The sequence below is a fragment of the Oceanobacillus bengalensis genome (assembly GCF_003628445.1).
Lineage (GTDB): Bacteria > Bacillota > Bacilli > Bacillales > Amphibacillaceae > Oceanobacillus > Oceanobacillus bengalensis.
This window is the reverse complement of sequence record NZ_RBZO01000003.1, coordinates 147551-174526: the sequence shown is the minus strand read 5'-3', so window position 1 is coordinate 174526 and position 26976 is coordinate 147551. Positions and strand designations below refer to the sequence as shown.

25 protein-coding genes and 2 tRNA genes are annotated in these 26976 nt (G+C 36.4%); 24 read left to right on the top strand and 3 right to left on the bottom strand.

Features of this window, described 5'->3' with window-relative positions; translation table 11 throughout:
* Positions 1-55 precede the first annotated feature (55 nt).
* Together trxA and uvrC are read left to right on the top strand one after the other, a co-directional pair.
* Positions 56-370, top strand: coding sequence for a thioredoxin (gene trxA / locus D8M05_RS03560; protein WP_121128711.1), 315 nt, complete (start codon positions 56-58; stop codon positions 368-370).
* A 378-nt stretch (positions 371-748) separates the two neighbouring features.
* Entirely contained in the window at positions 749-2530 is a 1782-nt protein-coding gene (uvrC, locus tag D8M05_RS03555; protein WP_121128709.1) for an excinuclease ABC subunit UvrC, read from the top strand.
* A gap of 52 nt (positions 2531-2582) precedes the next feature.
* Here the strand turns inward: uvrC and D8M05_RS03550 are convergent, their stop codons facing one another.
* The gene (locus D8M05_RS03550) at positions 2583-3020 is read right to left on the bottom strand and encodes a YslB family protein (protein WP_121128707.1); all 438 of its coding nucleotides are present in this window, start codon (positions 3018-3020) and stop codon (positions 2583-2585) included.
* Between the two features lie 300 nt (positions 3021-3320).
* Here D8M05_RS03550 and D8M05_RS03545 point away from each other — a divergent pair, with 300 nt between their 5' ends.
* From D8M05_RS03545 to D8M05_RS03530, 4 genes are all read left to right on the top strand, one after another.
* A complete protein-coding gene (locus D8M05_RS03545; protein WP_121128705.1) occupies positions 3321-3941 on the top strand; it encodes a succinate dehydrogenase cytochrome b558 subunit in 621 nt (206 codons plus the stop codon).
* 29 nt (positions 3942-3970) lie between these two features.
* Positions 3971-5722: a succinate dehydrogenase flavoprotein subunit gene (gene sdhA / locus D8M05_RS03540; protein WP_121128703.1), complete on the top strand. Its 1752-nt coding sequence runs from the start codon at positions 3971-3973 to the stop codon at positions 5720-5722.
* A gap of 20 nt (positions 5723-5742) precedes the next feature.
* On the top strand, positions 5743-6507 hold the full coding sequence (sdhB, locus tag D8M05_RS03535; protein ID WP_121128701.1) for a succinate dehydrogenase iron-sulfur subunit: 765 nt from the start codon (positions 5743-5745) through the stop codon (positions 6505-6507).
* A 190-nt stretch (positions 6508-6697) separates the two neighbouring features.
* Positions 6698-7144 carry an acyl-CoA thioesterase gene (locus tag D8M05_RS03530; protein WP_121128699.1) on the top strand — a complete coding sequence of 149 codons (447 nt, stop codon included), beginning with the start codon at positions 6698-6700 and terminating at the stop codon, positions 7142-7144.
* Positions 7145-7273: 129 nt separating this feature from the next.
* On the opposite strand, the gene D8M05_RS03525 is transcribed toward D8M05_RS03530, so the two are convergent.
* Positions 7274-7498: a helix-turn-helix domain-containing protein gene (locus D8M05_RS03525; RefSeq protein ID WP_121128697.1), complete on the bottom strand. Its 225-nt coding sequence runs from the start codon at positions 7496-7498 to the stop codon at positions 7274-7276.
* Between the two features lie 349 nt (positions 7499-7847).
* On the opposite strand from D8M05_RS03525, the gene D8M05_RS03520 reads away from it, so the two are divergent.
* The 13 genes from D8M05_RS03520 (at position 7848) to yihA (ending at position 19999) form a co-directional block, all read left to right on the top strand.
* Positions 7848-8234: a MarR family winged helix-turn-helix transcriptional regulator gene (locus D8M05_RS03520; protein ID WP_121128753.1), complete on the top strand. Its 387-nt coding sequence runs from the start codon at positions 7848-7850 to the stop codon at positions 8232-8234.
* Between the two features lie 31 nt (positions 8235-8265).
* On the top strand, positions 8266-9093 hold the full coding sequence (gene racE, locus D8M05_RS03515) for a glutamate racemase (protein WP_121128695.1): 828 nt from the start codon (positions 8266-8268) through the stop codon (positions 9091-9093).
* Between the two features lie 97 nt (positions 9094-9190).
* The gene (locus tag D8M05_RS03510; protein ID WP_121128693.1) at positions 9191-10273 is read left to right on the top strand and encodes a GerMN domain-containing protein; all 1083 of its coding nucleotides are present in this window, start codon (positions 9191-9193) and stop codon (positions 10271-10273) included.
* A 196-nt stretch (positions 10274-10469) separates the two neighbouring features.
* Positions 10470-11219 carry a ribonuclease PH gene (gene rph / locus D8M05_RS03505; RefSeq protein WP_121128691.1) on the top strand — a complete coding sequence of 250 codons (750 nt, stop codon included), beginning with the start codon at positions 10470-10472 and terminating at the stop codon, positions 11217-11219.
* Positions 11220-11237: 18 nt separating this feature from the next.
* Positions 11238-11840, top strand: coding sequence for an XTP/dITP diphosphatase (locus D8M05_RS03500; protein WP_121128689.1), 603 nt, complete (start codon positions 11238-11240; stop codon positions 11838-11840).
* The gene (locus D8M05_RS03495) at positions 11833-12342 is read left to right on the top strand and encodes a metallophosphoesterase family protein (RefSeq protein WP_121128687.1); all 510 of its coding nucleotides are present in this window, start codon (positions 11833-11835) and stop codon (positions 12340-12342) included. The genes D8M05_RS03500 and D8M05_RS03495 overlap by 8 nt, the downstream gene beginning before the upstream one ends.
* Before the next feature lie 205 nt (positions 12343-12547).
* A tRNA-Gly gene (locus tag D8M05_RS03490) sits at positions 12548-12621 on the top strand.
* 5 nt (positions 12622-12626) lie between these two features.
* Positions 12627-12700 (top strand) — tRNA-Arg (locus tag D8M05_RS03485).
* Positions 12701-12821: 121 nt separating this feature from the next.
* Complete coding sequence (locus tag D8M05_RS03480) at positions 12822-13799, top strand: DUF3196 family protein (protein ID WP_121128685.1); 978 nt, start codon at positions 12822-12824, stop codon at positions 13797-13799.
* A 136-nt stretch (positions 13800-13935) separates the two neighbouring features.
* Positions 13936-15222, top strand: a complete 1287-nt coding sequence (gene tig / locus D8M05_RS03475; protein ID WP_121128683.1) for a trigger factor — start codon at positions 13936-13938, stop codon at positions 15220-15222.
* Positions 15223-15569: 347 nt separating this feature from the next.
* Complete coding sequence (gene clpX / locus D8M05_RS03470; RefSeq protein WP_121128681.1) at positions 15570-16847, top strand: ATP-dependent protease ATP-binding subunit ClpX; 1278 nt, start codon at positions 15570-15572, stop codon at positions 16845-16847.
* A gap of 251 nt (positions 16848-17098) precedes the next feature.
* Positions 17099-19414, top strand: a complete 2316-nt coding sequence (gene lon, locus D8M05_RS03465; RefSeq protein ID WP_121128679.1) for an endopeptidase La — start codon at positions 17099-17101, stop codon at positions 19412-19414.
* Positions 19415-19417: 3 nt separating this feature from the next.
* Positions 19418-19999, top strand: a complete 582-nt coding sequence (yihA, locus tag D8M05_RS03460) for a ribosome biogenesis GTP-binding protein YihA/YsxC (RefSeq protein WP_121128677.1) — start codon at positions 19418-19420, stop codon at positions 19997-19999.
* Between the two features lie 566 nt (positions 20000-20565).
* On the opposite strand, the gene D8M05_RS03450 is transcribed toward yihA, so the two are convergent.
* Positions 20566-21048, bottom strand: coding sequence for a LiaI-LiaF-like domain-containing protein (locus tag D8M05_RS03450; protein WP_121128673.1), 483 nt, complete (start codon positions 21046-21048; stop codon positions 20566-20568).
* 234 nt (positions 21049-21282) lie between these two features.
* Here D8M05_RS03450 and hemA point away from each other — a divergent pair, with 234 nt between their 5' ends.
* The 5 genes from hemA to hemL all read left to right on the top strand — a co-directional run bounded on the left by hemA (position 21283) and on the right by hemL (position 26821).
* Positions 21283-22656, top strand: coding sequence for a glutamyl-tRNA reductase (hemA, locus tag D8M05_RS03445; RefSeq protein ID WP_121128671.1), 1374 nt, complete (start codon positions 21283-21285; stop codon positions 22654-22656).
* Between the two features lie 163 nt (positions 22657-22819).
* Entirely contained in the window at positions 22820-23749 is a 930-nt protein-coding gene (gene hemC, locus D8M05_RS03440; RefSeq protein WP_121128669.1) for a hydroxymethylbilane synthase, read from the top strand.
* Positions 23749-24522 carry a uroporphyrinogen-III synthase gene (locus tag D8M05_RS03435; protein WP_121128667.1) on the top strand — a complete coding sequence of 258 codons (774 nt, stop codon included), beginning with the start codon at positions 23749-23751 and terminating at the stop codon, positions 24520-24522. Before hemC ends, D8M05_RS03435 begins: the two co-directional genes overlap by 1 nt.
* Position 24523: 1 nt before the next feature.
* Positions 24524-25510 carry a porphobilinogen synthase gene (gene hemB / locus D8M05_RS03430; protein WP_121128665.1) on the top strand — a complete coding sequence of 329 codons (987 nt, stop codon included), beginning with the start codon at positions 24524-24526 and terminating at the stop codon, positions 25508-25510.
* A 42-nt stretch (positions 25511-25552) separates the two neighbouring features.
* On the top strand, positions 25553-26821 hold the full coding sequence (hemL, locus tag D8M05_RS03425; RefSeq protein ID WP_379543146.1) for a glutamate-1-semialdehyde 2,1-aminomutase: 1269 nt from the start codon (positions 25553-25555) through the stop codon (positions 26819-26821).
* The last annotated feature ends 155 nt before the right edge of the window (positions 26822-26976 follow it).

Genomic DNA, 26976 nt, shown 5'->3' with positions numbered 1-26976 from the left:
TAACGATGATATACTACGTTGTAAGTGGTTAATGTTTTTAAAGGAGGAAATGTAAATGGCTATTGAACAAGTAACTGATCAAAATTTTGCGCAAGCAACGTCTAAAGGATTAGTTTTAGCTGATTTTTGGGCGCCATGGTGTGGACCATGTAAAATGATAGCACCTGTATTAGAAGAAATCGATGGAGAAATGAACGAAAAAGTTCAGATCGTTAAGTTAGATGTAGATGAAAATCAGGAAACAGCTAGCAAATTTGGTGTGATGAGTATTCCGACTTTATTATTATTTAAAGATGGAAATGTTGTTGATCAAGCAATTGGTTATCAACCAAAAGAAGCGCTAGTTGATTTAATTAACAAGCACGCTTAAATTTTAACCACATAAAAATCCCTTGTTGCTTCGGTAACAAGGGATTTTGTAAGAGGTTAAGATAGTGTGTGGTTTTAGACGAATTATACTGTTTTTAGTAATGGGCCATGTCTAGCGCAAGCGGCCCAGCGACTAGCGAGACTTTCCTCACCTCCGTACGATAACAGTTCGACATAGTCGAACTTCCTTTGACTAGTTCCAAAGGAAGGCCGACTAAGAACGGGCTATGCCCAACATCGGCATACCCCATAAAGGGGCATGTTTCCTTTATCTCCTACGAAGGAACGTTCGATTAAAATCGAACCACCCACAAACAACGTAGGCGTAGTCCGTACGTCGCTAAACGGGCGCTTGCACTTTTCTGGGAGGAATGAAAAAATGAATCGAACAATAAGTGAAAAATTAGCTATTCTACCAGCACAACCAGGTTGTTACTTTATGAAAGATAAACATGGAACAGTAATTTATGTCGGAAAATCAAAGGCATTAAAGAATCGTGTACGTTCGTATTTTACTGGAGCACATGACAAAAAGACGCAACGTTTAGTACAAGAAATTGTGGATTTTGAGTATGTCGTTACTTCTTCGGAAATTGAAGCACTTATTCTTGAAATGAATTTAATCAAAAAGTATGATCCAAAATACAATGTTATGCTGAAAGATGACAAATCGTATCCATATTTGAAAATTACTTCTGAAAGACATCCACGATTAATGATTACACGGAAATTGAAAAAAGATAGAGCAAAATACTTTGGACCATATCCTAATGTCATTGCCGCGAGGGAAACAAAGAAATTATTAGATCGTCTTTATCCATTAAGGAAATGCAATAACCCGGCAGGTAGGCCGTGTCTCTATTATCATATGAATCAATGTTTGGCGTGTAGTGAAAAACCACCAACCACCGAAGAATATCATAGTATTGTCCAAGAAATCACATCATTTCTAAATGGTGGTTTTAAAGAAATAAAAAAACACTTATCAGATAAAATGTACGAAGCGAGTGAAAACCTTAATTTTGAACGAGCAAAAGAATTACGTGATCAAATAAATCATATTGAAGTCGTGATGGAACAACAAAAAATGACATTAAATGATCAAATCAATCGTGATGTATTTGGATACAGCTATGATAAAGGCTGGATGTGTATCCAAGTGTTTTTTGTTAGACAAGGGAAATTGATTGAAAGAGATGTTTCCGTGTTTCCTTTCTTTGATGCACCAGAAGACACATTTCTCAGCTTTGTTGGTAGATTTTATCTTCACAAGCAGCATATTAAACCGAAACAAATACTTGTACCGATTGGTACAGATGTTGAAATACTTGAGAAGCTATTAGAAACGAGTGTTCATACACCTTTTAGAGGACGTAAAAAAGAATTAGTTGAATTAGCCACTGAAAATGCGAAAATTGCTCTTTCAGAGAAGTTTTCTCTAATTGAACGTGATGAAGAACGGACGATTGTAGCGGTTGAAAAACTAGGTGATAGTTTAAATATTGAGGTACCACACCGTATTGAGGCATTTGATAACTCGAATATTCAAGGAACAGACCCTGTATCCGCGATGGTTGTATTTGTAGACGGGAAGGCTAGTAAAAAAGATTATCGAAAATATAAAATTAGAGATGTTGAGGGTCCAGATGACTATGAAACGATGCGAGAAGTTATTAGAAGAAGGTATAGCAGAGTTTTAAAAGAAGGATTGCCACTTGCTGACTTAATTGTAATCGATGGTGGCAAAGGACAAATGAGTGCAGCTTTAGACGTGTTAGAGAATGAATTAGGTCTTGATATTCCTTTATGTGGATTAGCAAAGGATGATAAACATAGAACAAGTGAATTACTATATGGTAATCCACCTGCAGTAGTACCGTTATCAAGGAAATCGCAGGAATTTTACCTCGTCCAGCGTATTCAAGATGAGGTGCATCGATTTGCAATTTCCTTTCATAGACAATTGAGAGGTGGGCATGTTGTAGGTTCTAAACTTGACGAAATCCCTGGTGTTGGTGAGAAACGTAGAAAGTTGTTGCTTCAGCATTTTAAATCAATTGATGAAATAAAACAGGCAGAATTAGCTGAAATAACCAAGCTAGGTATCCCAATAAATACAGCAAAGGATATTATTGAACATTTAAATGATGATAATAAATAAGCTGTCGTTCGATTTGATGAACAACAGCTTATTTATTTGGTTCGTTCTACTTCTAACTCGTATAAACAACCGAGAATTTAACAAGATGAATACGCTGATTAATTTCTTCCATGCATTCACATTCAGTTTCTTTTATTCCTTCAATTGCTTCTGCTAAGAAGCCAGCCTCCAACCTAAAATCCGTTTCAAAAGGTGCCTTAAGTCGAAGTACAACTGAATCCGACATCAAATGGAATGTGAGCTTGTTTCTCTTTTCCTTTACTAATTCTAATTTCCCCCAACCCAAATGCTCATATATATAATAGAGGTCATCCAACGTGTTTATTTCAAATTTCCTCGCAAGGTTTTTTCCCATAAAATAGAGTAGTGTTTCTGCTTCTCTTCCAAGGAGATCAGGTAGACCAATATACCTTAAGACATCATAGCCAGCACCAGACGAATGCATCTGGTTTAGCTCGGAAATTTGTAGTTTTTCTAGTTTTTTTGACATTGATGTCATTCCTTTCTAACATGCAAATCACGTAACCCAAAACTTTTACTGTCTTATTATCTATTTAATTTCATGATTTATCAAGTATTGCTTTCAATATATTACTTTACCTAAATAATGAAAAAAGTAGTTATTATTAATTTTTTTCGACGTCCTTTTCTTGACGCTTATACCAGTTAGAAGTACAATAAATATGTTTACAAATTGTACAAATTTAAAGAGTAACGATGATTTTAATAAAAGCGCTTTACTTTTTAATTGTACACATCAAGACTATTATTCTACTAAGGGGGGAAAAACATGGCAGAACAACGTGAATTCTTTAACAGAAGACTGCATTCGCTACTCGGGGTAGTACCAATTGGAATATTTCTGACCCAACATTTAATTGTGAATCATTTTGCCGTGTATGGTGAAGAAAGCTTTAATACAGCTGCTGGATTTATGGGGAGTCTTCCGTTTGTATTACTTTTGGAGATTTTCATCATTTATCTACCAATCTTGTATCATGCAATATTAGGGGTATATATTGCATTTACCGCTTCGTATAACACGAAGAAGTTTGGCTTTTTCAGAAATTGGATGTTTGCCCTGCAACGTATTACCGGTCTCATAACACTTGTATTTATTGTTTGGCATGTATGGGAAACACGTGTACAAATAGGTTTAGGTAGAGCAGAGGCTGACTATAGCTTAATGGAAGGTATTTTAACAAATCAATTTATGTTCTGGTTCTATATTGTTGGTGTGATTTCTGCAGTCTTCCATTTCGCGAATGGATTATGGAGTTTCCTAGTATCTTGGGGCATAACACAAACTCCTAAATCACAAAAGATTGCAAGCTATGCTTGTATTATTGTATTTTTCGCTATTAGTTATCTTGGGGTAAGAACATTAATTCAATTTGCATTTGGGGTTTAATATATAGATAGAAAAGGAGAGTGAGTACAATGAGTAATCGTAAAGTAGCCGTAGTCGGTGGTGGACTGGCAGGGCTAATGGCAACTATTAAAGCTGCTGAAGCAGGTGTAAATGTAGATTTATTTTCTATCGTTCCTGTAAAACGCTCTCACTCAGTTTGTGCGCAAGGTGGTATTAACGGGGCAGTAAACACGAAAGGGGAAGGAGATTCTCCGTGGCTTCACTTTGATGATACCGTATATGGTGGAGATTTTCTTGCAAACCAACCACAAGTAAAGGCAATGTGCGATGCGGCGCCTGGTATTATACATATGTTTGATCGTATGGGGGTTATGTTTAACCGTACACCAGAAGGATTATTAGATTTCCGCCGTTTTGGTGGCACACAGATGCATCGTACGGCATATGCGGGAGCGACTACAGGACAACAGTTATTATATGCTTTAGACGAACAGGTTCGACGTTATGAAGTAGAAGGTTTAGTGACGAAATATGAAGGATGGGAATTTGTTAGTGCTGTCATTGATGAAGAAGGTGTTGGGAGAGGAATTGTTGCCCAAGATATGAAGACACATGAGATTAAAGCGTTTCCTTCTGACGCAACAATCTTTGCTACAGGTGGGCCTGGGATTATCTTTGGCAAGTCTACAAACTCGATGATTAACACAGGTTCAGCAGCTAGTAAACTGTATCAACAAGGTGTGAAATATGCAAATGGTGAGTTCATTCAAATTCACCCGACAGCAATTCCTGGAGACGATAAATTGCGTCTAATGAGTGAATCCGCACGTGGAGAAGGTGGCCGAATTTGGACTTATAAAGACGGTGAGCCTTGGTATTTCTTAGAAGAGAAATACCCTGCATATGGAAACCTTGTTCCTCGGGATATTGCAACACGTGAAATATTTGACGTTTGTGTTAATCAAAAACTTGGTATCAATGGCGAGAACATGGTATACCTTGATCTGTCCCATAAAGACCCGAAAGAATTGGACATTAAACTTGGTGGGATCATTGAAATCTATGAAAAATTCGTAGGGGAAGATCCGCATAAAGTACCAATGAAAATATTCCCTGCTGTTCACTATTCAATGGGCGGCCTTTGGGTTGATATTAACCAAATGACAAATATTCCTGGAATATTTGCTGCTGGTGAGTGTGATTACTCACAACATGGTGGAAACCGTTTAGGAGCAAACTCTCTATTATCAGCTATTTATGGTGGTTCTGTGGCTGGACCGAAAGCGATTGAATATATCGATGGTCTTGATAAACACGTTGAAGATCTTTCATCAGATCTATTTGATTCGTTGGTGGAAGAAGAAGAAGCCAACTTTGAAAAACTTATCAATATGGATGGAACTGAAAATGCTTATCAAATCCATCAAGAACTAGGGGAATGGATGACAGATAATGTTACAGTGGTTCGCGATAATGCGAAACTATTAAAGACAGATGAAAAGATTCAAGAATTACAAAAGCGTTTTGAAAATATTAATATCAACGATACATCACGTTGGAGCAACCAAGGAGTTATGTTTACACGTCAATTAGAGAATATGTTGCATTTGGCTCGTGTTATTACGATTGGTGCATATAACCGTAACGAGAGTCGTGGTGCACATTACAAACCTGAATTCCCAGATCGAAATGATGAAGAATGGTTGAAGACAACAATTGCTGAATATGATGCAAAGAACAATACACCAGTATTCAGTTATGAAGAAGTGGATTTATCTTTGATTAAACCACGTGTTCGTGACTATACAACAAAACACTAAAATAGGGGGAGTAAAGTAAAATGGCTGAGCAAAAGACGGTTAGGTTTATAATCACTCGACAAGATAGTCCGGATTCTACTCCTTATGATGAAGCATTCGATGTTCCATATCGTAAAAATATGAATGTTATATCCGGATTGATGGAAATTCGTAAAAATCCTATCAATGCAAAAGGGGAAAAGACAACACCTGTACAATGGGATATGAACTGTTTGGAAGAAGTTTGTGGTGCTTGTTCAATGGTAATCAATGGAACACCTAGACAATCATGTGCTGCATTGGTGGATACATTAGAAACACCTATACGCTTAGAGCCTATGTCAACATTCCCAGTTATTCGTGATTTAATTATAGATCGTGAGCGCATGTTTGATGCATTGAAACAAGTGAAAGCATGGATTCCAATTGATGGAACGCATGATTTAGGACCTGGACCTCGTATGCCAGAGAAGAAACGTCAATGGGCATATGAATTATCGAAATGCATGACATGTGGTGTATGTCTTGAAGCATGTCCAAATGTTAACGATAAATCGAACTTTATTGGTCCAGCCGCACTCTCACAAGCTCGTCTATTTAATTCACATCCAACAGGGGAAATGAATGCAAGTGAGCGTCTAGAAGGTTTAATGGACGAAGGTGGAATAAGTGGATGTGGTAATTCACAAAACTGTGTTCAAGTTTGTCCAAAAGGTATTCCTTTAACTACTTCTATTGCTGCAATGAACCGCGCAACCAATATTCAAGCATTTAAAAACTTCTTTGGAAGCGACAATGCGCATTAAGAACAAAAGCTTAGGAGCGCTAAAGGAAGTTTGACATGTCGAACTGTTAGATTGTCATAGGTTAGTGAAGTTCACTACATTTTTAGAGCTAGATATGCCTATCATGAGGATTAAAATTATCACAACATTTACGTGATCAAAAAAGTGACTTTTCTAATTTGGAAAAGTCACTTTTTATTAGGAGGTCAGTATGAAATCTATTGATTATATAGAAGACTTTGATTCTTGGAAGTCTGAATTTCGCTTCTCTATTCCAATTAAAATTCGCTTTTCAGAAACAGACATGTATGGCCATGTAAATAATGTTTCCGCATTTATTTACTTTGAAGAAGGTAGAATTGATTTTATGAATGAATTAGGATTGGCTGATGAGATGAAGCGTGACCAAGGTGCAGTGATTGTTTCAGACCTTAAATGTGATTATCAAAAGCAGATGTTTTTCAATGATAGAATTCATTTGTATGTCAAAGCAAACCATGTAGGTAATACATCTGTAGATATACATTATATGGCTGTAAATGAAAACGGTGAAGTTACGTTAACGGGTAGAGGAAGGTTAGTTTATATTGATGTGAAAACGGCAATCCCTAAAGCACTTACCGATACAATGAAGGAAAGATTGTTAAATAGTAAATAAACAAATTTAAAAACCGACTTTTGTAATAAAAGTCGGTTTTCTTTATTCATTACTGATTAATCAGTGATGAAAGGAAGTCTTTAAGACTACCTCATATAGTTTCATTCTAAGCAAGGTGAAATAGTCTGTTTAAAGCTTTAATTCTCCCATGCGAAGAAGTTCAACTACGGCTTGTGATCGCCCCTTGACTCCTAATTTTTGCATAGCATTTGAAATATGGTTACGGACTGTTTTTTCGGATATATATAACTCCTGGGCAATTTCCTTTGTCGTTTTGTCTTGTACTAACAGTTCGAATACTTCCTTCTCGCGCTTCGTTAATAATTGCTTCGGTCTGTAGTCATTATCCTTCAAATGTTAACCCCTCCTTGCTCTTGTAGAACCGCATTATGAAGGGAAATTATTTAGTCACTATAGCTTATGTCGAGTATGAAAATTAGTGCGCACATCTTCGTGTTACTTTTTTAAGATACTTTTAATAACGGTAAAGCCTGAAGTTCTGCTATAATTATAAAAATGAAATTTATATTATGGGAACATTCTTTTGGATTGAATCATAGATTATAAGCCTAACGAGAGAGATGTTAAAAAAGTATGATAAACTAAGTTTTTAGAATTACCTTGAGGAGGTACTTGCTTGAATAAAGATGTAACAGTTGAATCCATCGTCAAAACAGAAAAGAGACTACGATATATTTCGGGAATGATTAAACAAAATGGCCGAAAAATCTTAAATAATTATCCTATTACCTCTCCTCAGTTTGTTGCATTACAATGGCTTTTAGAAGAAGGAGATTTAACAATCGGTGAACTTTCTAACAAAATAAGTTTAGCTTTTAGTACAACAACTGATCTTGTGGATCGTATGGAGAAGAATCAACTTGTTGAAAGAGTTCGAGATATAAAGGACAGACGGGTTGTTCGTATACATTTATTAGAAAAAGGGAAAATAATCATCCACGAAGTTATTGAGAAAAGACAGGCTTTCTTAGGTGATGTGTTGGATGATATTTCTGATGAAGATATGGAGCACTTAAATAGGTTATTAGATTTATTATATGAACGAATGAAAGCTGTAAGTGGAAAATAACATAATAACATTTTTAGAAGAGGCGATTTTGTTGGACAGAGCAATCGGGGTTATAGATTCAGGTGTAGGCGGATTAACGGTAGCACATGAGTTAATGCGTCAATTACCGAAAGAAAAATTAATTTACCTAGGCGACACTGCAAGGTGCCCGTATGGATCAAGATCTCCAGAAGAAGTAAGAACATTTACATTGGAAATGGTTGAGTTCTTATTAGAAAAGGATATTAAAATGCTTGTTATTGCTTGTAATACGGCAACAGCATATACGCTTAAGGAATTGCAAGTAAAATTAGATATTCCTGTTATTGGCGTGATACAACCGGGTGCACGTGCTGCTATTAAGGCCACAAGAAATAACCATGTAGGCGTTATTGGAACCGAAGGCACGGTTAAAAGTAATGCGTACACGATGGCCCTAGAAAGGATAAATGGAGACATTCATGTGAATGCTTTAGCATGTCCAATGTTTGTTCCACTCGTCGAAAAAGGAATTCTGTCTGGTGACGAAGCCGAATTAGTTGTAAGGGAATCGCTATCACCTATGAAAAAACAAAACCATATGGATACGTTAATACTAGGGTGCACGCATTATCCCTTAATCAAAGGAATCATACAGGATGTAATCGGTGAGCATGTTACAATTATATCTTCCAGTGAAGAAACGGCTAGGGAAACCAGTACAATATTAGAAGTTCATCAGCTTTTAAATACGGATGAGCGAACACCGACTCATCAATTTTACACTACTGGAGAACTTACAATATTTATTGAAATTGCAAATACAATTTTTCAAGATTCCAAATTAAATTCGGTAATAATGGAGAAAGCATCTATAAAGAAAAATCAGGTATTAAAATAAAATACCTGATTTTTTTATGTCTATTTTATATAGAATGGTCTATTTTTCCTGAAGGCTCGTATATATAATAGTACAAACCATCGTAGGAGGTATAGGCATGAAAAAGAAAGTCTATCTATTAACAGGTGCAATAACTGTGTCAATCTTATTATCAGGGTGTTTTCAGGGGGAGCAATCGATAAAAAATGAAGAAATGGATCCACCGCAAGAAGATGCAGAAGCAGTTGATAATATAGAAGATGTATCTTCAACTGAAGGAACAGAGGAACTTGTGGATGAAGAGGCTGAACAGGTATCTGAAATGGTACCTAGAGAACTATATTTACTTGATAAGAATGGGATGTTAGCTGCTCAAACACTTGAGTTACCACAACTCGAATCGAAGGAAGTTGCAACACAGGTCTTAGAGCATTTAGTTATTGGGGGCCCTGTGACTTCGATGTTACCGAATGGTTTTCAGGCAGTATTACCTGAAGGAACAGAGATACTAGGTGTGAATGTAAATGAAGAAGGAACATTAATTGTAGATGTTTCTGAGGAATTTAAAAATTATGAACCAACCGAAGAAGTTAAAATCTTGGAGGCAATAACACATACACTTACCCAATTTGAAAATGTTGATAAGGTTCAACTTTGGATTAATGGTCATCCTCAAGATGTAATGCCTGTAAACGGAACACCAATGGGTGATGGATATTCACGTGCGAATGGAATTAATGTAGCAGAAGCAAATGCAGTTGATTTGCTCGAAAGTGAAGCAGTAACGATGTATTATCCCGCAGAACATAATGAAAATCGTTATTATGTTCCTGTTACACAGTATGTTGAGTCAAATGAGGAGAATGTTTATTCCTCCATCGTACAAGCATTAATGGAAGGACCTGGTTTGAACTCAAACGTTGTGCACGTATTTAATTCTGATGCAGTTCTAGCAAATGAACCTACACTTGAAGATGGTGTATTACAATTAATGTTCAACGAGAACATATTAATGGAAGATGAACAGTCAGTGATTGCAGATGAAGTGATGGAAACACTTGTACGAACGTTAACAGAACAAGAAGGTGTTGAAGCTGTAGATGTAAAAGTTGAAAATGTTGACCAATTAGTAAGTGAAAACGGTGAGACTTATGATGAACCAGTAACGAAACAATCTTATAATCCAACTGAAAAACTATAAACAAGAGGCTGAGTATTATAAGCCTCTTCTTTTTCTTTTGCTGTCTAGCGCAAGCGGACCAACGACTAGCGAGACTTCCCTCACCTCCGTACGTCTTTAAACGGGCGCTTCCACTTTTCTTTTGATTTGTATGTGCGTGTTCCTTTTGTATAAAATATGGTAAGCTAATGGTTGTAATAAGGAGGAGTTTATACATATGAGAAATGATCATCGTGAAAATAATCGTCTAAGACCAATTACAATTGAAAAAAATTATATTAGTCATCCAGAAGGTTCCGTTTTAATTACTGTTGGTAATACAAAAGTAATTTGTAATGCAAGTATTGAAGAACGTGTTCCTCCATTTATGCGCGGACAGGGTAAAGGTTGGATTGCAGCGGAATATTCTATGTTACCTAGGGCGACAGCCGAGCGTAATATAAGAGAATCCTCTAAAGGTAAAGTTAGTGGTAGAACGATGGAAATACAACGTCTAATAGGTAGAGCGCTTCGTTCTGTAGTAGATTTAGATAAATTTGGGGAACGCACAGTTTGGGTTGATTGTGATGTTATTCAAGCAGATGGTGGTACAAGAACGGCATCGATTACCGGAGCTTTTGTTGCAGTCGTTTTAGCTTTTGGTCAATTATTAGAAAAAAAGAAGATTAAACAAATGCCAGTAAAAGAATTTTTGGCTGCTACTTCTGTAGGTATTTTAGCAGATGATACCGCAATATTAGATTTGAACTATGAGGAAGATTCTGGGGCAAATGTTGATATGAATATTGTGATGACTGGTTCAGGGGAATTTGTAGAAATACAGGGAACAGGTGAAGAAGCTACTTTTACTGTCGATCAATTAAAAACAATGTTGATGTTAGCTTCGGAAGGGTTGGAGCAAATTTTTGAAATTCAAAAAGCAACCATTGGAGACTTAGCAAGCCGTGTTGGAGAGACAATACGATAATAAGTAAGGGGTAGGATCATGAAAGAAATTGTAATTGCAACAAAAAACAAAGGTAAAGCTAGGGAATTTAAAACTTTCTTTGCTAAAGGGAATATTGTAGCAAAGTCACTACTAGAAATGGAAAGATTCACCCCTGATATTGAAGAAACCGGAAAAACATTTGAAGAAAATGCTGCTTTAAAAGCAGAAGGGATCTCTCGTTATTTAGATATTCCGGTTTTAGCAGATGATTCAGGGTTAATCATTGATGCGTTGGACGGTAGGCCTGGTGTATATTCTGCTCGGTATGCTGGTGAGGATAAAGATGACAAAGCCAATATGGCAAAGGTATTAGAAGAATTAAAAAATACGCCAATGGACAAGCGAACGGCACGATTTATTTGCATGTTAGCAATTGCTATTCCAGGAAAAGAAACCTTATTTCGGACTGGGTATTGTGAGGGCAGAATAGCTTTTGAAGAAATGGGTGTGAATGGCTTCGGGTATGATCCAATTTTTATTCCAGAAGGATATTCTAAGACATTAGCTGAACTCCTTCCAGAGGAGAAAAACCAAATAAGCCATCGAAAAAATGCAATTGACCAATTGGAAGGTTTATTGGGGGATTTGTCACATGTCTAAGGTATTAATCGTAAGTGATAGTCATGGTTTAACAGAGGAATTGTCCGCCATAAAAGCGCGCCATCAAATATCTAACCTGATTCATTGTGGAGATTCTGAACTAGATTTTAACACAGATGAATTAGAAGGATTTTACAAAGTAAGAGGAAATTGTGATATGGATTCAATGTTTCCAAATGAAGAAGTGATTACCATAGATGGGCTAACATTCTTTGTAACCCATGGTCACCTGTACAATGTGAAAATGAATCTAATGAAATTATCATATCGTGCAGAAGAAGTTGGAGCGAATGTTATATGTTTTGGTCATACACATATAGCTGGGGCGGAAAAAATTGATCGGCAGCTATTCATTAACCCTGGTAGTATCCGATTGCCTAGAAATAGGCCAGAACCAACCTATGCTGTAATGGAATGGGAAACAGTACAAAGCATAAGTGTACAGTTTTACACAGTAGACGGACAGCTGGTTCAAGATATGAATTTCCAAGGTTCACTATAGAAGGCACTCGTACCTAAACTACAAACGAAGCAATATGGTTTTGCTTCGTTTGTTTTTTTTAGTAAAATCATTGACAAAAAGATGGATTCTTAATATAATGTTATTTGTTCGTTAAATTAAGTAACGATCTACCCTTTAGATATGTTAGTAGATATCGAGGTGTGTTGGTCGTTGAGTGGAATTTCGATATGTTTCATATAAAAATGCGGGTGTAGTTTAGTGGTAAAACCTCAGCCTTCCAAGCTGATGATGAGGGTTCGATTCCCTTCACCCGCTCCATATTTGTCCCAGTAGCTCAGCAGGATAGAGCAACAGCCTTCTAAGCTGTGGGTCGGGAGTTCGAATCTCTCCTGGGACGTTAAGAAGGAAACTCAAGGATAATTGAGTTTCTTTTTGTTTACTTTTTTATTTATTAGGGAATGTATATCTAATATATATCGTACTATAATATAATTACACTAACAAAAGGAGGTGAATGGATGCAGATGGAGAATGATAATATTATTCTTTTTCCGAAATGGAAGAAAACATTAGAAGAAGAGAGTTTATCAGCACTAAAAGAAAAGCGTTATGAAACCGCATTATCGAAGTTAAATAAGTTATTAGCATATCAAATAGATGATTATGAGATTGTAACTGGTAAATTAATTTGTTTAATGGAGTTAGGGCGATTTAATGAGGCTGAGCGTCTATGCGAAGAATTGATGCAATACCCAGGCAAGAGCTATTACAATTATGTACATATTTATTTAACCATTCTATTTCAAACCCATCAATATGATTTGTTAATGGATAAAATAGAATATGAGTTACAGAACCATGATATTCCAAAGCTATACCGTGACCAATTTAAACAGCTTTATGAAATTAGTGAGCGGATGAGAATAGACGTTGCTGTAGACTCCGGGGATAAACTACTTAGTCAGTTGTTTGAAGTGATGGAGAAAAACGATTATCCTGAGCAGTGGAGAGTAGTGGAGAATTTACGGAAGCTAAAAGCCCAGCCAACCAATAAAATCGAAGCACTACTCACTGATGAAAATGTTCACCCTATAACAAAAACAGCAATTTTCATTTGGTTAAAAGATATGAATTGGGACAAACGAGTAGACATACATAAATTTGGCATAAGCCAACAAATAAATCCTTCCAATGTGGAAGACTTGGAATCAAGTGAAATGATAATAGAAACACTTCGCTATATAACAGACCTTGAGCAACAAAATCCATCATTATATCAATTATTAAAAAAGGTGCTCAGTCGATATACTTATGTAATGTACCCAATTTTGCCTAGCGATAATCAGTATGTGCATATTGGAAAGGCGTTAGAAGTAATTGGGAGCGAATATTTAAATATTCAACTGTTAGATCAGGTTCATGATAAAGAAGTCACTTTTTATATCGAACAAATAAAAATGTGCGAATCACTTTATCTAAGCATTATAGAAGAATAGATTGATTTAGTAGAAATGCTTGAAAGCCTTATGAATTATGATATAATAAGATGGTTGCATTTTAGAGGAATATATAGTAATTATAGTCATGTACATAATTATAAAATGGATATAATAGATTTTGGAGGGAAAATATATGTCAGCTAAATGGGAAAAACAAGAAGGTAATAAAGGGGTACTAACATTCGAAGTGCCAGCTGCAGAATTTGATGTTGCATTAGATAAGGCATTTAAGAAAGTTGTTAAAGATATTCAAGTGCCTGGATTCCGTAAAGGTAAAATGCCACGTGGACTTTTTGAAAAACGCTTTGGTGTTGAATCTCTATATCAAGATGCAGTAGATGTCGTTCTACAAGACGCTTATCGTAAAGCGATTGACGAAACGAATATCTTCCCAATTGCACAACCAGATGTCGATATAGAGCAAATTGAAAAAGGAAAAGATTTAATCTTTACTGCTGAAGTAGAAGTGAAACCAGAAGTAACCCTTGGTGAATACAAAGGCCTAGAAGTGGAAGAGGTATCTGTAGAAGTAACAGATGAAGATGTTGATACAGAAATCGAGAAAATCCGTGAACGTCATGCAGAACTTGTTGTAAAAGAAGAAGGCGAAGTCCAAGATGGCGACACAGTGGTAATTGACTTTGAAGGATTCATGGATGGAGAGGCTTTTGATGGTGGAAAAGGTGAAAATCACTCACTAGAAATCGGTTCTGGTTCATTCATACCTGGATTTGAAGAGCAATTAGTTGGAAAGAAAGCAGAGGAAGATACAGAAGTAGAAGTAACTTTCCCTGAGGATTACCATGCGGAAGATTTAGCTGGAAAAGTTGCAACATTTAAGGTTAAAATTCATGAAATCAAGTTCAAAGAACTACCTGAATTAGATGATGAATTTGCTAAAGATGTCGATGACGAAGCTGAATCACTAGAAGAATTGAAGAATAAGAAAAAAGAAGAGCTTGAAGCTGAGAAAAAACAAGCAGCTGAAAACGAAAAACGTGAACAACTACTTGAAAAGGCATCTGAAAATGCACAAGTAGAAATTCCTGAAGCGATGGTCGAAACGGAATTAGAACAAATGGTAAGAGAGTTCGAACAACGTTTACAAATGCAAGGTATGACGTTAGAAATGTATTCACAATTCTCAGGTCAAGACGAAGCAGCATTAAAAGAACAAATGAAAGAAGATGCTGCGAAGCGTGTTAAAACAAATCTAACGTTAGAAGCGATTGCAAAAGCGGAAAATCTAGAAGTATCTGAAGAAGATATTAACGAAGAGCTTGAGAAAATGGCTTCCATGTATGGAATTGAAGCAGGTCAATTAATTCCAATGCTTGGTGGAAATACAGAAGCGATTGAAAGTGACATCCTTATGAGAAAAGCGATTGAATTCTTAGCAGATCAAAGTAAGGCACTGTAAAGTTAGGTTCAATCATAGCAATATAAGTGCATAAACAAGGTGCGAATTACTTCGCACCTTGTTTTATATACTTTATACGAAAACTTTCTTAAATACATAGATATAATTGCTTTAGAAGGATACCGAATTACAAGAAAAGCGACTTAAATTTAGAAACTGTCATATAGTATAAGTAATATGATTTGACTTTTTGAATAATTAAAAGATAATTAATACAAGTAAAACTTATTCTTGAGAATATTCAAATCGGTAGCACAATGTATTTTATTTTGTTTTTTGATGTTGTTCTGATATGATGTCTATAAGTTTAAGCCTAGATTTTTAGGATATGTAGGGGTGAAAAGGTTATGTTCAAGTTTAACGAAGAAAAAGGACAATTAAAATGCTCGTTTTGTGGAAAAGGCCAAGATCAAGTAAGAAAGCTAGTTGCAGGTCCTGGCGTTTATATATGTGATGAGTGTATTGAGTTATGTACAGAAATTGTAGAAGAAGAATTAGGTACGGAAGAGGAAATGGAATTAAAAGAAATTCCAAAACCGAAAGAAATCTGTGACATATTAGATGATTATGTTATCGGTCAGGAAAAAGCGAAGAAAAATTTATCTGTAGCAGTTTACAACCATTATAAACGTATTAATTCTCCGAAAAGCAATGATGATGTAGAATTGTCAAAAAGTAACATTGCTATGATTGGACCTACAGGAAGTGGGAAGACGTTACTAGCACAGACATTAGCAAGAATTATTAATGTTCCGTTTGCAATGGCGGATGCTACTTCTTTAACAGAAGCGGGTTATGTTGGGGAAGATGTAGAAAATATTCTACTAAAATTAATTCAAGCGGCTGATTACGATGTAGAAAAAGCTGAAAAGGGAATTATCTATATCGATGAAATTGATAAAGTAGCACGTAAATCTGAAAACCCTTCTATTACACGTGATGTATCTGGTGAAGGTGTACAGCAAGCATTACTTAAAATACTTGAAGGAACAGTAGCAAGTGTTCCACCTCAAGGCGGCCGTAAACACCCACATCAGGAATTTATCCAAATCGATACAACAAACATTCTATTCATCGTAGGCGGAGCATTTGATGGGATTGATCAAGTTATTAAACGCCGTCTTGGTAAGAAAGTAATCGGTTTTGGCTCGAACTCTAAACAAGAGGATTTGGGAATGGGTGAATTGCTGTCTCAAGTATTACCAGAGGATTTGTTACGCTATGGTTTAATTCCAGAATTTATTGGTAGAATACCTGTTATTGGAAGTCTTGAGCCATTAGATGAAGATGCACTCGTTCAGATTCTAACGAAACCGAAAAACGCGCTTGTAAAACAATACGAAAAACTCTTTGAAATGGATAGTGTAGAACTTGAAATTAAAGATGACGCGCTCCTAGAGATTGCAAAGAAAGCAATTGAGCGTAAAACTGGTGCCAGAGGACTTAGATCCATTATTGAAGGAATTATGCTAGAAGTTATGTTTGAATTACCATCAAGAGATGATATTGACAAATGTGTCATAACGAAAGAAACAGTTGCCAATGAAGATGGTAGTCCAACACTTGTATTTAGTGATGGTACAGTTCAAGAAGGAATAAAGAAACTTCCTAAGGAAAGTGCATGATTTTAAGTACAAATTTGAATTCAATCTAACGATGTGAAAAGAGACTAACTTTGGCAAAATAGTTCTTAAAAAAGAGAACTAGAGCTATCGTTAGTCTCTTTTTTGATTATATAATTTACTTCAGCGAATACTAACTAAACAAATACTTTGTTACTCACATTCCTAGAATGCTTTAGTTTACAAATGAAAACTTTTTCTATAAACTTTAATAACATGACAATAATATAGACATATATATGGAGGTACACATCATGCCGAAGGAAATAATTCAAGTCCCCCTCCTACCATTACGTGGAATTCTTGTGTTTCCAACGATGGTTTTACATCTTGATGTAGGTAGAGACAAGTCTGTTGCTGCATTAGAAAAAGCAATGATGGACGACCAGACAATCTTTCTAGCTGCACAGAAAAAGGTTAGCCTTGATGAGCCCGAACCAAATGACATCTATAAAATTGGGACATTAGCCAAGGTAAATCAAATGTTAAAATTGCCGAATGGAACCATTCGCGTATTAGTTGAGGGATTGTATCGTGGTGAAATTCAGCGTTTTGTAGATTCAGAAGAAGAATTTATTGTTGAAATCGAGGAAATGGAAGATATACACGGTGAGACCCATGTAGAAGAAGCATTAATGCGATCTTTGCTTTCTCAATTTGAACAATACCTAAAACTTTCTAGAAAAGTAACGCAGGAATCATTGGCGACTGTTAGTGATATTGAAGAACCAGGTAGGTTAGCAGATATTATTGCTTCCCATTTGTCGTTAAAGGTTAAAGAAAAACAGGATATTCTTGAAATTCAAGCGGTTACAGAAAGAATGAAAAAGCTCGTTCAGCTCATTTCTAACGAACAGAAAGTATTGGATTTAGAAAAGAAAATTGGTCAACGAGTGAAAACATCCATGGAGAAAACACAAAAAGAGTACTACCTCCGTGAACAATTAAAGGCAATTCAGAAAGAACTTGGTGAAAAGGAAGGAAAAACAGGGGAAACTGAACAATTAAGAGAAAAGATTAAAGAATCTAATATGCCTGAGAATGTAATGAAAGTCGCCCTAAAAGAAGTTGGAAGGTATGAAAAAGTTCCACAAAGTTCTGCAGAGAGTTCTATTATTCGGAATTATCTCGATTGGTTGCTAGCATTACCATGGACGGAGAAGACAAAAGACACGATTGATATTAAATACGCAGAGGATATCTTAAATACCGAGCATTATGGCTTGGATAAGGTGAAGGAACGTATTTTAGAATATTTAGCTGTACAAAAGTTAACTAACTCATTAAAAGGGCCAATTCTTTGCTTGGTTGGGCCTCCAGGTGTCGGAAAAACTTCTCTTGCTAGATCGATTGCAACTTCAGTGAATCGTAAGTTTGTTCGTGTGTCTCTGGGTGGTGTTCGTGATGAGGCTGAAATTAGAGGGCACCGAAGAACGTACGTTGGTGCCATGCCTGGAAGAATTATTCAAGGAATGAAAAAGGCAGAAACGACGAATCCTGTATTCTTGCTTGATGAAATTGATAAAATGTCAAATGATTTCCGTGGTGATCCATCTGCAGCAATGCTTGAAGTTTTAGATCCAGAACAAAATAGTAATTTTAGTGACCATTTTATTGAAGAACCGTATGATTTGTCTAAGGTTTTATTTGTTGCAACAGCGAACAACGTTAATACAATCCCAGGACCATTACTTGATCGTATGGAACTAATATCACTTTCAGGTTACACAGAAATAGAAAAACTTCACATTGCAAAAGACCATTTGTTACCAAAGCAATTAAAAGAAAACGGATTAACGAAAAGTAAACTGCAAATTCGTGATGATGCTCTGTTAAAATTAATTCGCATGTATACAAGGGAAGCGGGTGTGCGAGGACTTGAGCGCCAACTTGCAAAATTATGTAGGAAAACAGCCAAGATTATTATTTCAGAAGAGAAAAAACGCGTCATTGTTACAGATAAGAGCTTAGAAGAATTGCTGGGAAAACCTATCTTCCGTTTTGGTTTAATGGAAAAGGAAGATCAAGTCGGCGCAGCAACTGGACTAGCATATACTACTGTTGGTGGAGATATCTTAACGATAGAAGTAAGTCATTATCCTGGAAAAGGTAAACTAACATTGACTGGAAAGCTCGGAGAAGTCATGCAGGAATCTGCTCAAGCGGCATTTAGTTATATTAGATCACGTGCTGAGGAACTGCAAATTGATCCGGATTTTTATGAAAAATACGATATTCACATCCATGTTCCAGAAGGAGCAACACCAAAAGATGGACCTTCTGCAGGTATTACGATGGCGACAGCTCTTGTTTCTGCATTATCTGGTCGAGCTGTCAAACGGGATGTGGGTATGACAGGTGAAATAACACTTCGAGGTAAAGTACTGCCAATCGGAGGATTAAAGGAAAAATCATTAGGTGCACATCGTGCGGGATTAAAGACAATTATCATCCCTATAGATAACCAAAAAGATATTGAAAATATTCCAGAGAGTGTCCATGAAGATTTAACTTTTATTCCTGTAGGGCATTTAGATGAAGTATTAAAACATGCACTAGTGGAGGAGTAAAAAATGAAAGTAACACAAGCAGAAATTGTAATAAGTGCGGTAAGTAAAAAGCAATATCCTAATGAGGGTTTACCAGAAATTGCCCTTGCAGGTCGTTCTAATGTTGGAAAGTCATCATTTATAAATAAATTAATTAACCGTAAGAATTTAGCGAGAACATCATCAAAGCCAGGGAAAACACAAACGTTAAACTTTTATAAAATCAATGAAGCATTTTACTTTGTTGATGTTCCTGGATATGGCTATGCTAAAGTTTCCAAAAAAGAGCGGGAAAAATGGGGAGGCATGATGGAGGAGTACTTTGAAACAAGAGAGAATCTCAAAGTAGCTCTATTGATAACAGACATCCGTCACGAACCAACAAAAGATGACATTCAAATGTACGAATTTCTAAAATATCATGAACTACCGGTTATTGTTGTTGCAACTAAACTAGATAAAGTACCGAAGAGTAAAAGGGCGAAACATTTAAAACGTACAAAACAAACGTTACAAATTGCTGAAGAGGATATCTTACTTCCGTTCTCAGCAGAAACAGCGGAAGGAAAAGATGAAGCCTGGACGCTCTTGAAGAAGTATCTATAACTAGACAAGTCTGTTTTCTGAAAGATTGTTGTTAATTACACTATTGATATAAAATGCGACGTAGATTTAAAGAGATTTGCTTAATCACGCCGTTCCGGAAACACACTTCGCTTTCCGCGGGCGGCTGGTGAGCCTCCTCCGTGCTAAGGCACTACGTAGTCTCACCTAGGCCTATCCTCCCGCAGGAGTCTGCGTGTGTTTCCTCCACTACTAATTGCTCTTTACTCAAATAAATCATGGTTTAGCACTATTATCATTGTTGAATGGAGCGGAGGGCAGCCAGTCGACTCCTGCGGGAAAAGCACGTGTCCGAAGACTCCAGAAGAAGCGCTCTTTGCTTCTTTGGAGGCTGAGGCCGTGCCCGCGGAAAGCGTACTGGCTGCCCGGAGCGGAAATCAACAAAGCACTTATTGCGCATTTTATATCAACTGCGAAGTATAAAAAGTAACAAACTTTACGAAAAAAACAACGATAGATAAAAAGACAGTTTTGCTTCAATGGCAAAGCTGTCTTTTTACTGTGTTAAGGGTTATTTTTGCTGAAATAGAAGTATACTATCTATAGAATTACTTTCGTTTCCACAATATATAAATACCGATAACAATTAAGATAACGGGCCAATATGTTTCAAGTGAATGAATAACATCATTGATCCAGTAGAAATACGGAGAAAGGTTAGCCGAAAATAGGATGAGTAAGCTAAAAACAATAAGGAGGAATCCTGTAACATATCCTTTTTTTGTTTTTAAAGCCCGAACAACAAAAGCAATCCCAATAATTAATGGATAAACTGCCCAATGTTCAATCCAAAAATGATAATGTTTTAAACCATGTAGGTGGATTCCGAAGCCTAAAAGAATGGTACCAATGAAAAGATTTTGATGGCTTTTGGTGGTGTAGCTATATATTAATAGCACAAGTCCAATAATAATAAGTAAACTTTGCCAGGAATAAAAGTTAGTAATAATCGGAATCTTTAATTGTCTTAATAGGAAAAAGACTCCTATACCAATTAAAAGATAAGCGAATAATGTGTTCTGTTTTTTCAGGGTGATTAGCCTCCTCTACAACCGTATTGATTTCTTGATTCCACTTCTATTGTATGATAAAGTACATTCGAGTTCATTTATATACGTTTTATTTTACCAAATTGTTTCATTCTGTTCACACTTTTGCATGTTGAAAGTGAATAGACATGGTATAATAATAATAATTAGTTTAATTTAATAGCAATGATAAATAATTATAACATCTTGTATAGATTTTGTTGGGGGTAAGGAAAAGTGCATATTTTAAAAGTTGGTTTAAACTACAAGACAGCCCCTGTAGAAATTAGGGAGAAACTCGCATTTTCAGATGAATTACTAGAGGACGCGATTATAGATTTGAATAAACAAAAAGCCATTTTAGAAAATGTAATTATTTCTACTTGTAACAGAACCGAAATATATGCGGTGGTTGATCAAGTCCATACTGGTAGATATTATATTAAGAACTTTTTAGCTGAATGGTTTCATATGGAGAAAGAAGAACTGTCTCCCTATTTACGCATTACAGAAGATGATGGGGCATTAGAGCATTTATTCCGTGTTTCAACTGGACTTGACTCGATGGTCCTTGGTGAAACGCAAATATTAGGCCAAGTCAAACAGGCCTTTCTTACATCTCAGAAGGTGAAAACAACCGGTACTATTTTTAATGAACTTTTTAAACAAGCAATCACCTTTGGAAAACGTGCACACCATGAGACAGCTATAGGTGAGCATGCAGTATCCATTAGTTATGCTGCAGTGGAGCTAGCTAAGAAAATGCTTGGTGATCTTCAAACAAAACACGTAGCAATTGTTGGTGCTGGGAAAATGGGGGAACTAGCTGTAAAAAACCTTCAAGGCTCTGGTGTACGCAATATAACGGTTATTAACCGTACACTAGAAAAGGCTGAAGAACTGGCAAACAAATTCCAAGCAAAAGCAGAACCGCTAAATCATTTACTTGACGTTCTAGAAGATGCTGACATATTAATTAGCTCAACTGGTTCTAAATCCGTTGTACTAAAGAAACAAGACATGGAGAGAATTCAAGCAAAACGAAATGGGAAAGCTCTATTTTTAGTTGATATTGCTGTACCGAGAGATATTGATCCAACGATTCGTGACTTAGACAACGTCTATTTATATGATATCGATGATTTGCAAGGGATTGTAGATAGTAATTTAGAAGCCCGAAAAGCTGCAGCTGAGCAAATCGAAATTTTATTAGAAAATGAAATTGTTGTTTTTAAAGAATGGTTAAAAACGCTAGGTGTTGTACCAGTTATTTCTGCTCTACGAAATAAAGCTTTAGTCATACAACAAGAAACGATGAAAAGTATAGAAAGAAAAATGCCTGATTTAACCGATAGAGAGAAAAAAGTGTTAAACAAGCATACGAAGAGTATCGTAAATCAGTTGCTCAAAGTACCAATTACACAGGCGAAAGAGCTTGCTGGAAGTAGCAAGGCTGAAGAATCATTGCAATTATTTGTGGATATTTTTGGTATTGAGGAAGAGGTAAAGGAAGAGTTTGAAAAGCAGGTAAAAAAAGATGAAACGTTAATGTCGATGCAGAGAACGGAATACGTGTCATTTCCTCACTTAGAAGAAATACCAACTGTCTAAAGGAGTATTGAAAAGCCAGAAGGCACTAGCTTTCTGGCTTTTTAGATCAGTTTGTAAGCTGTAACCATTTTCTTTCCCTATAAAAGAAGAAAAGGTTAAAATGGTAATTGGAACTTATAACCTATAGAAATTTAAGAGCATTTTCAGTTTAGGAGGATTATACATGCGTAAAATAGTAGTAGGATCTAGACGTAGTAATCTAGCATTAACCCAAACAAGATGGGTTATAGAACAGTTGAAGAAAGCAGGAATTCCAAATGAGTTTGAAGTACAGGAAATTGTTACGAAAGGTGATAAAATATTAGACGTAACCTTATCAAAAGTTGGTGGCAAGGGTCTTTTTGTTAAAGAAATAGAACAGGCCATGTATAATAAAGAAATAGATTTTGCGGTACATAGTATGAAGGACATGCCTTCTGTGATGCCTGAGGGATTAGTGATATCTTGTGTTCCTGTAAGAGAAGATCCGAGGGATGCGGTTATCTCTAAGAATAACATTCCGTTAATGGAGTTACCAAAAGGAGCTATTGTTGGTACAAGCAGTCTACGACGTGCTGCACAAATTTTAGCTACAAGAGAAGATATTAATATTAAATGGATTCGTGGAAATATTGAAACTAGAATTCGTAAACTACAAGAAGAAGACTATGATGCCATTATTTTAGCTGCTTCAGGTCTTAAACGTGCTGGATTGAGTGAGGGCGTTGTCACAGAATACATTGAACCTGAAGTTGTTGTTCCGGCAGTAGGGCAAGGTGCTTTAGCGATTGAATGTAGGGAAGATGATCATGAAATGCGTGAAATTCTAGAAACAATAAATGATGAATATACAACAAGAACAGTAACAGCGGAAAGAATGTTCCTGAATTTATTAGAAGGTGGCTGTCAAGTTCCAATTGGTGGATATGCGTATTTGGAAAAGGATGATATTGTATTAACTGCAATCGTTGGAACACCAGATGGAAAAACAATCCTCAAGGAAACAGTCAGAGGAACAGACCCGAAAGAAGTAGGGAAGGAAGCTGCATCGAAATTAATTAGTCAAGGCGCTAAAGATATCGTTGAGAAGGTAAAAGAGGAGCTTGACATATAATGTCTGATTTACTGCATGGAAAGAAAATTATTATTACCCGAGAAGAGAAGGGCTCAAAAGTGTTCTCAAATAAGCTTCTAGAATTTGGGGCAATCCCTATTGAAGTTCCTCTTCTAAAAATTTCATGTAAAAATCAGGCTGACAATGATCAAAAATTAGCTACCTTTTCTACTTATGAATGGATCATCTTTACAAGTGCTAATGGTGTGGAATGTTTTTTTGAAATGATGAAGGAACAGTCAGTTACTCTAATAAAGCAGTTATCCCAATTAAAAATAGCAGTAGTTGGTCATAAAACGGAAGATTGCTTGAAATGTTACGGCCTATCTGCTGACTTTATTCCTTCAACTTATAATGCAGAGACGTTAGCTCGTGAATTTCTACGAGACAATGAAAAGGTAGGAAAGGTATTACTGGTTCGCGGAAATCTTTCAAGAGATACACTGCCCATAGAGTTTGGTAAGGCTGGAATAGTGTATGATTCAATGGTCGTATATGAGACGGTTTATCATTTAGAGAATAGAATTCTTCTAAACCAGGTAATAACATCTGATTATGATTTTATTACGTTTACTAGCCCGTCCTCTGTAGATGCATTTTATAAGATGGCTGATGATACGATTACAACTGGTCCTATTGTTTGTATTGGGACAACGACAGAAGACCGTGCAATTGAACTTGGCTTTAAACAAATTTTAGCACCAAATAATGAATATACAATTGACGGGATGATTCGTTGTATGATTGATTACATAAGTAAAGGAGAACGGTAAGATGGAAAAGAATACTATTGCATTTAAACGTCATAGAAGATTACGATCGTCCAGTTCAATAAGATCGTTAGTAAGAGAAAACCATTTGCGTGTGGAAGATTTTATTTATCCGATGTTTGTGATTGAGGGAGAAAATATAAAAAATGAAGTCACGTCCATGCCAGGTGTCTATCAATTTTCCATGGATTTATTGCTTGATGAAGTAACAGAAGTTTATAACCTCGGGATACGATCTATTATGTTCTTTGGGGTTGTAACAGCGAAAGATGAGATTGGTACCGGCGCATTTATTGATGATGGAATTGTTCAGGTTGCAACAAGAATGGTGAAGGAAGCATTTCCTGATTTATTAATTGTAGCTGATACATGTCTTTGCGAGTACACCTCACACGGACATTGTGGTGTCATTCATGATCATGATGTAGATAATGATGAATCGCTGGAACTACTTGCAAAGACAGCAGTGTCCCAAGCGAAGGCTGGTGCTGATATTATTGCACCATCCAATATGATGGATGGATTTGTTGCATACATACGAGCAGCTTTAGATGAAGCAGGCTATACAAATATTCCGATTATGTCCTATGCAGTGAAATATGCATCCTCATTCTATGGTCCATTTCGTGATGCGGCAGATAGTACACCACAGTTTGGCGATCGTAAAACGTACCAAATGGATCCAGCAAATCGTCTAGAAGCATTACGAGAAGCTGAATCAGATATAGAGGAAGGTGCAGATTTTATTATGGTGAAGCCTGCACTCTCTTTCCTTGATATCGTTAGAGATGTCAGGAATCTTGTAGATGTCCCTGTTGTTGCGTATAACGTTAGTGGTGAATATGCAATGGTCAAAGCAGCGGCACAAAACGGATGGATTGATGAAAAGCAATTAGTAATAGAAATGCTAACATCTATGAAGCGTGCTGGTGCTGATATTATTCTTACTTACTTTGCAAAAGATGTTGCAAAATGGCTTAAAGAAAATTAATAAAACCAGAGGTGATGAACGTTGAAGAATTTCAAACAATCGATGGATGTGTATAAGGAAGCGGTAGACTTGATGCCAGGTGGTGTCAATTCGCCAGTTAGGGCTTTTAAATCAGTAGGAATGAATCCAATCGTAATGGAGTCAGGTAAAGGGTCAAAAATTATTGATGTAGATGGCAATGAATACATTGATTATGTTCTGAGTTGGGGCCCACTTATTTTAGGGCATGCAGATGAACGTGTAGTTGAAAAATTGAAAGAAACGATTGAAAAAGGTACAAGCTTTGGTGCATCTACTAAGTTTGAGAATGAACTTGCTAAATTAGTTATTAACCGTGTCCCTTCCATAGAGATGGTAAGAATGGTGAATTCAGGTACAGAAGCAACGATGAGTGCAATCCGATTAGCAAGAGGATATACAGGTAGAGATATCATCTTGAAATTTGAGGGAAGTTATCATGGACATGGAGATTCCTTGCTCATTAAAGCTGGTTCTGGTGTAGCAACACTCGGTTTACCAGATAGCCCTGGTGTACCTAAATCGGTTGCAAGTAATACCATTACGGTTCCTTATAACGATATTGAAAGTGTTCGTGTTGCTTTTGAAAAATACGGAGAAAACATTGCTGCAGTAATCGCAGAACCTGTCTGTGGAAATATGGGGGTTATTCCTCCACAGCAGAACTTCCTACAAGAATTAAGAAAAGTAACAGAAGAAAATGGAACTTTATTAATTTTTGATGAAGTAATGACTGGTTTTCGTGTAGGTTATTATTCAGCTCAAGGTCATTTTGATGTCGTTCCAGATTTAACTTGTTTAGGGAAAGTAATTGGTGGTGGACTTCCTGTTGGTGCGTTTGGAGGGAAAAGGGAAATTATGGAACAAATTGCTCCAGCAGGTCCAATTTATCAAGCAGGGACATTATCTGGTAATCCACTAGCAATGTCTGCTGGATACGAAACACTTTCTGCATTAAATGAAGCTTCTTATGAAGAAATTAATAAGAAGATTGACCGATTAATGGAAGGGTATAAAGAAGCGGCAAAAGAGTATGATATTCCTCTTCATGTTAATCGTGCTGGATCGATGTTTGGTGTGTTCTTTACAAATGAACCTGTTATAAACTTTGAAACAGCAAAAACATCCAATCTAGATTATTTCTCTCAATATTATCGTGCGATGATTGAAGAGGGTGTTTTCTTACCACCATCTCAATTTGAAGGTCTATTCTTATCAACTGCTCATACGGATGAAGATATTGAAAAAACAATTCAAGCAGTTCGTAAAGCATTTGCAAAAATTGAAAAATAAAAGTACAAGCAAAAGGTCATCTCATGCGCCAAATGAGAGGACCTTTTTTTCTTTTAGATCAATTTTGGAAACGCTTGTTTTGATCAGAAATGATATAGAGTGTTGATCTCTTTAATTCAGTATTGTGTAACTCTCGCTTACATTTATTAATGTTA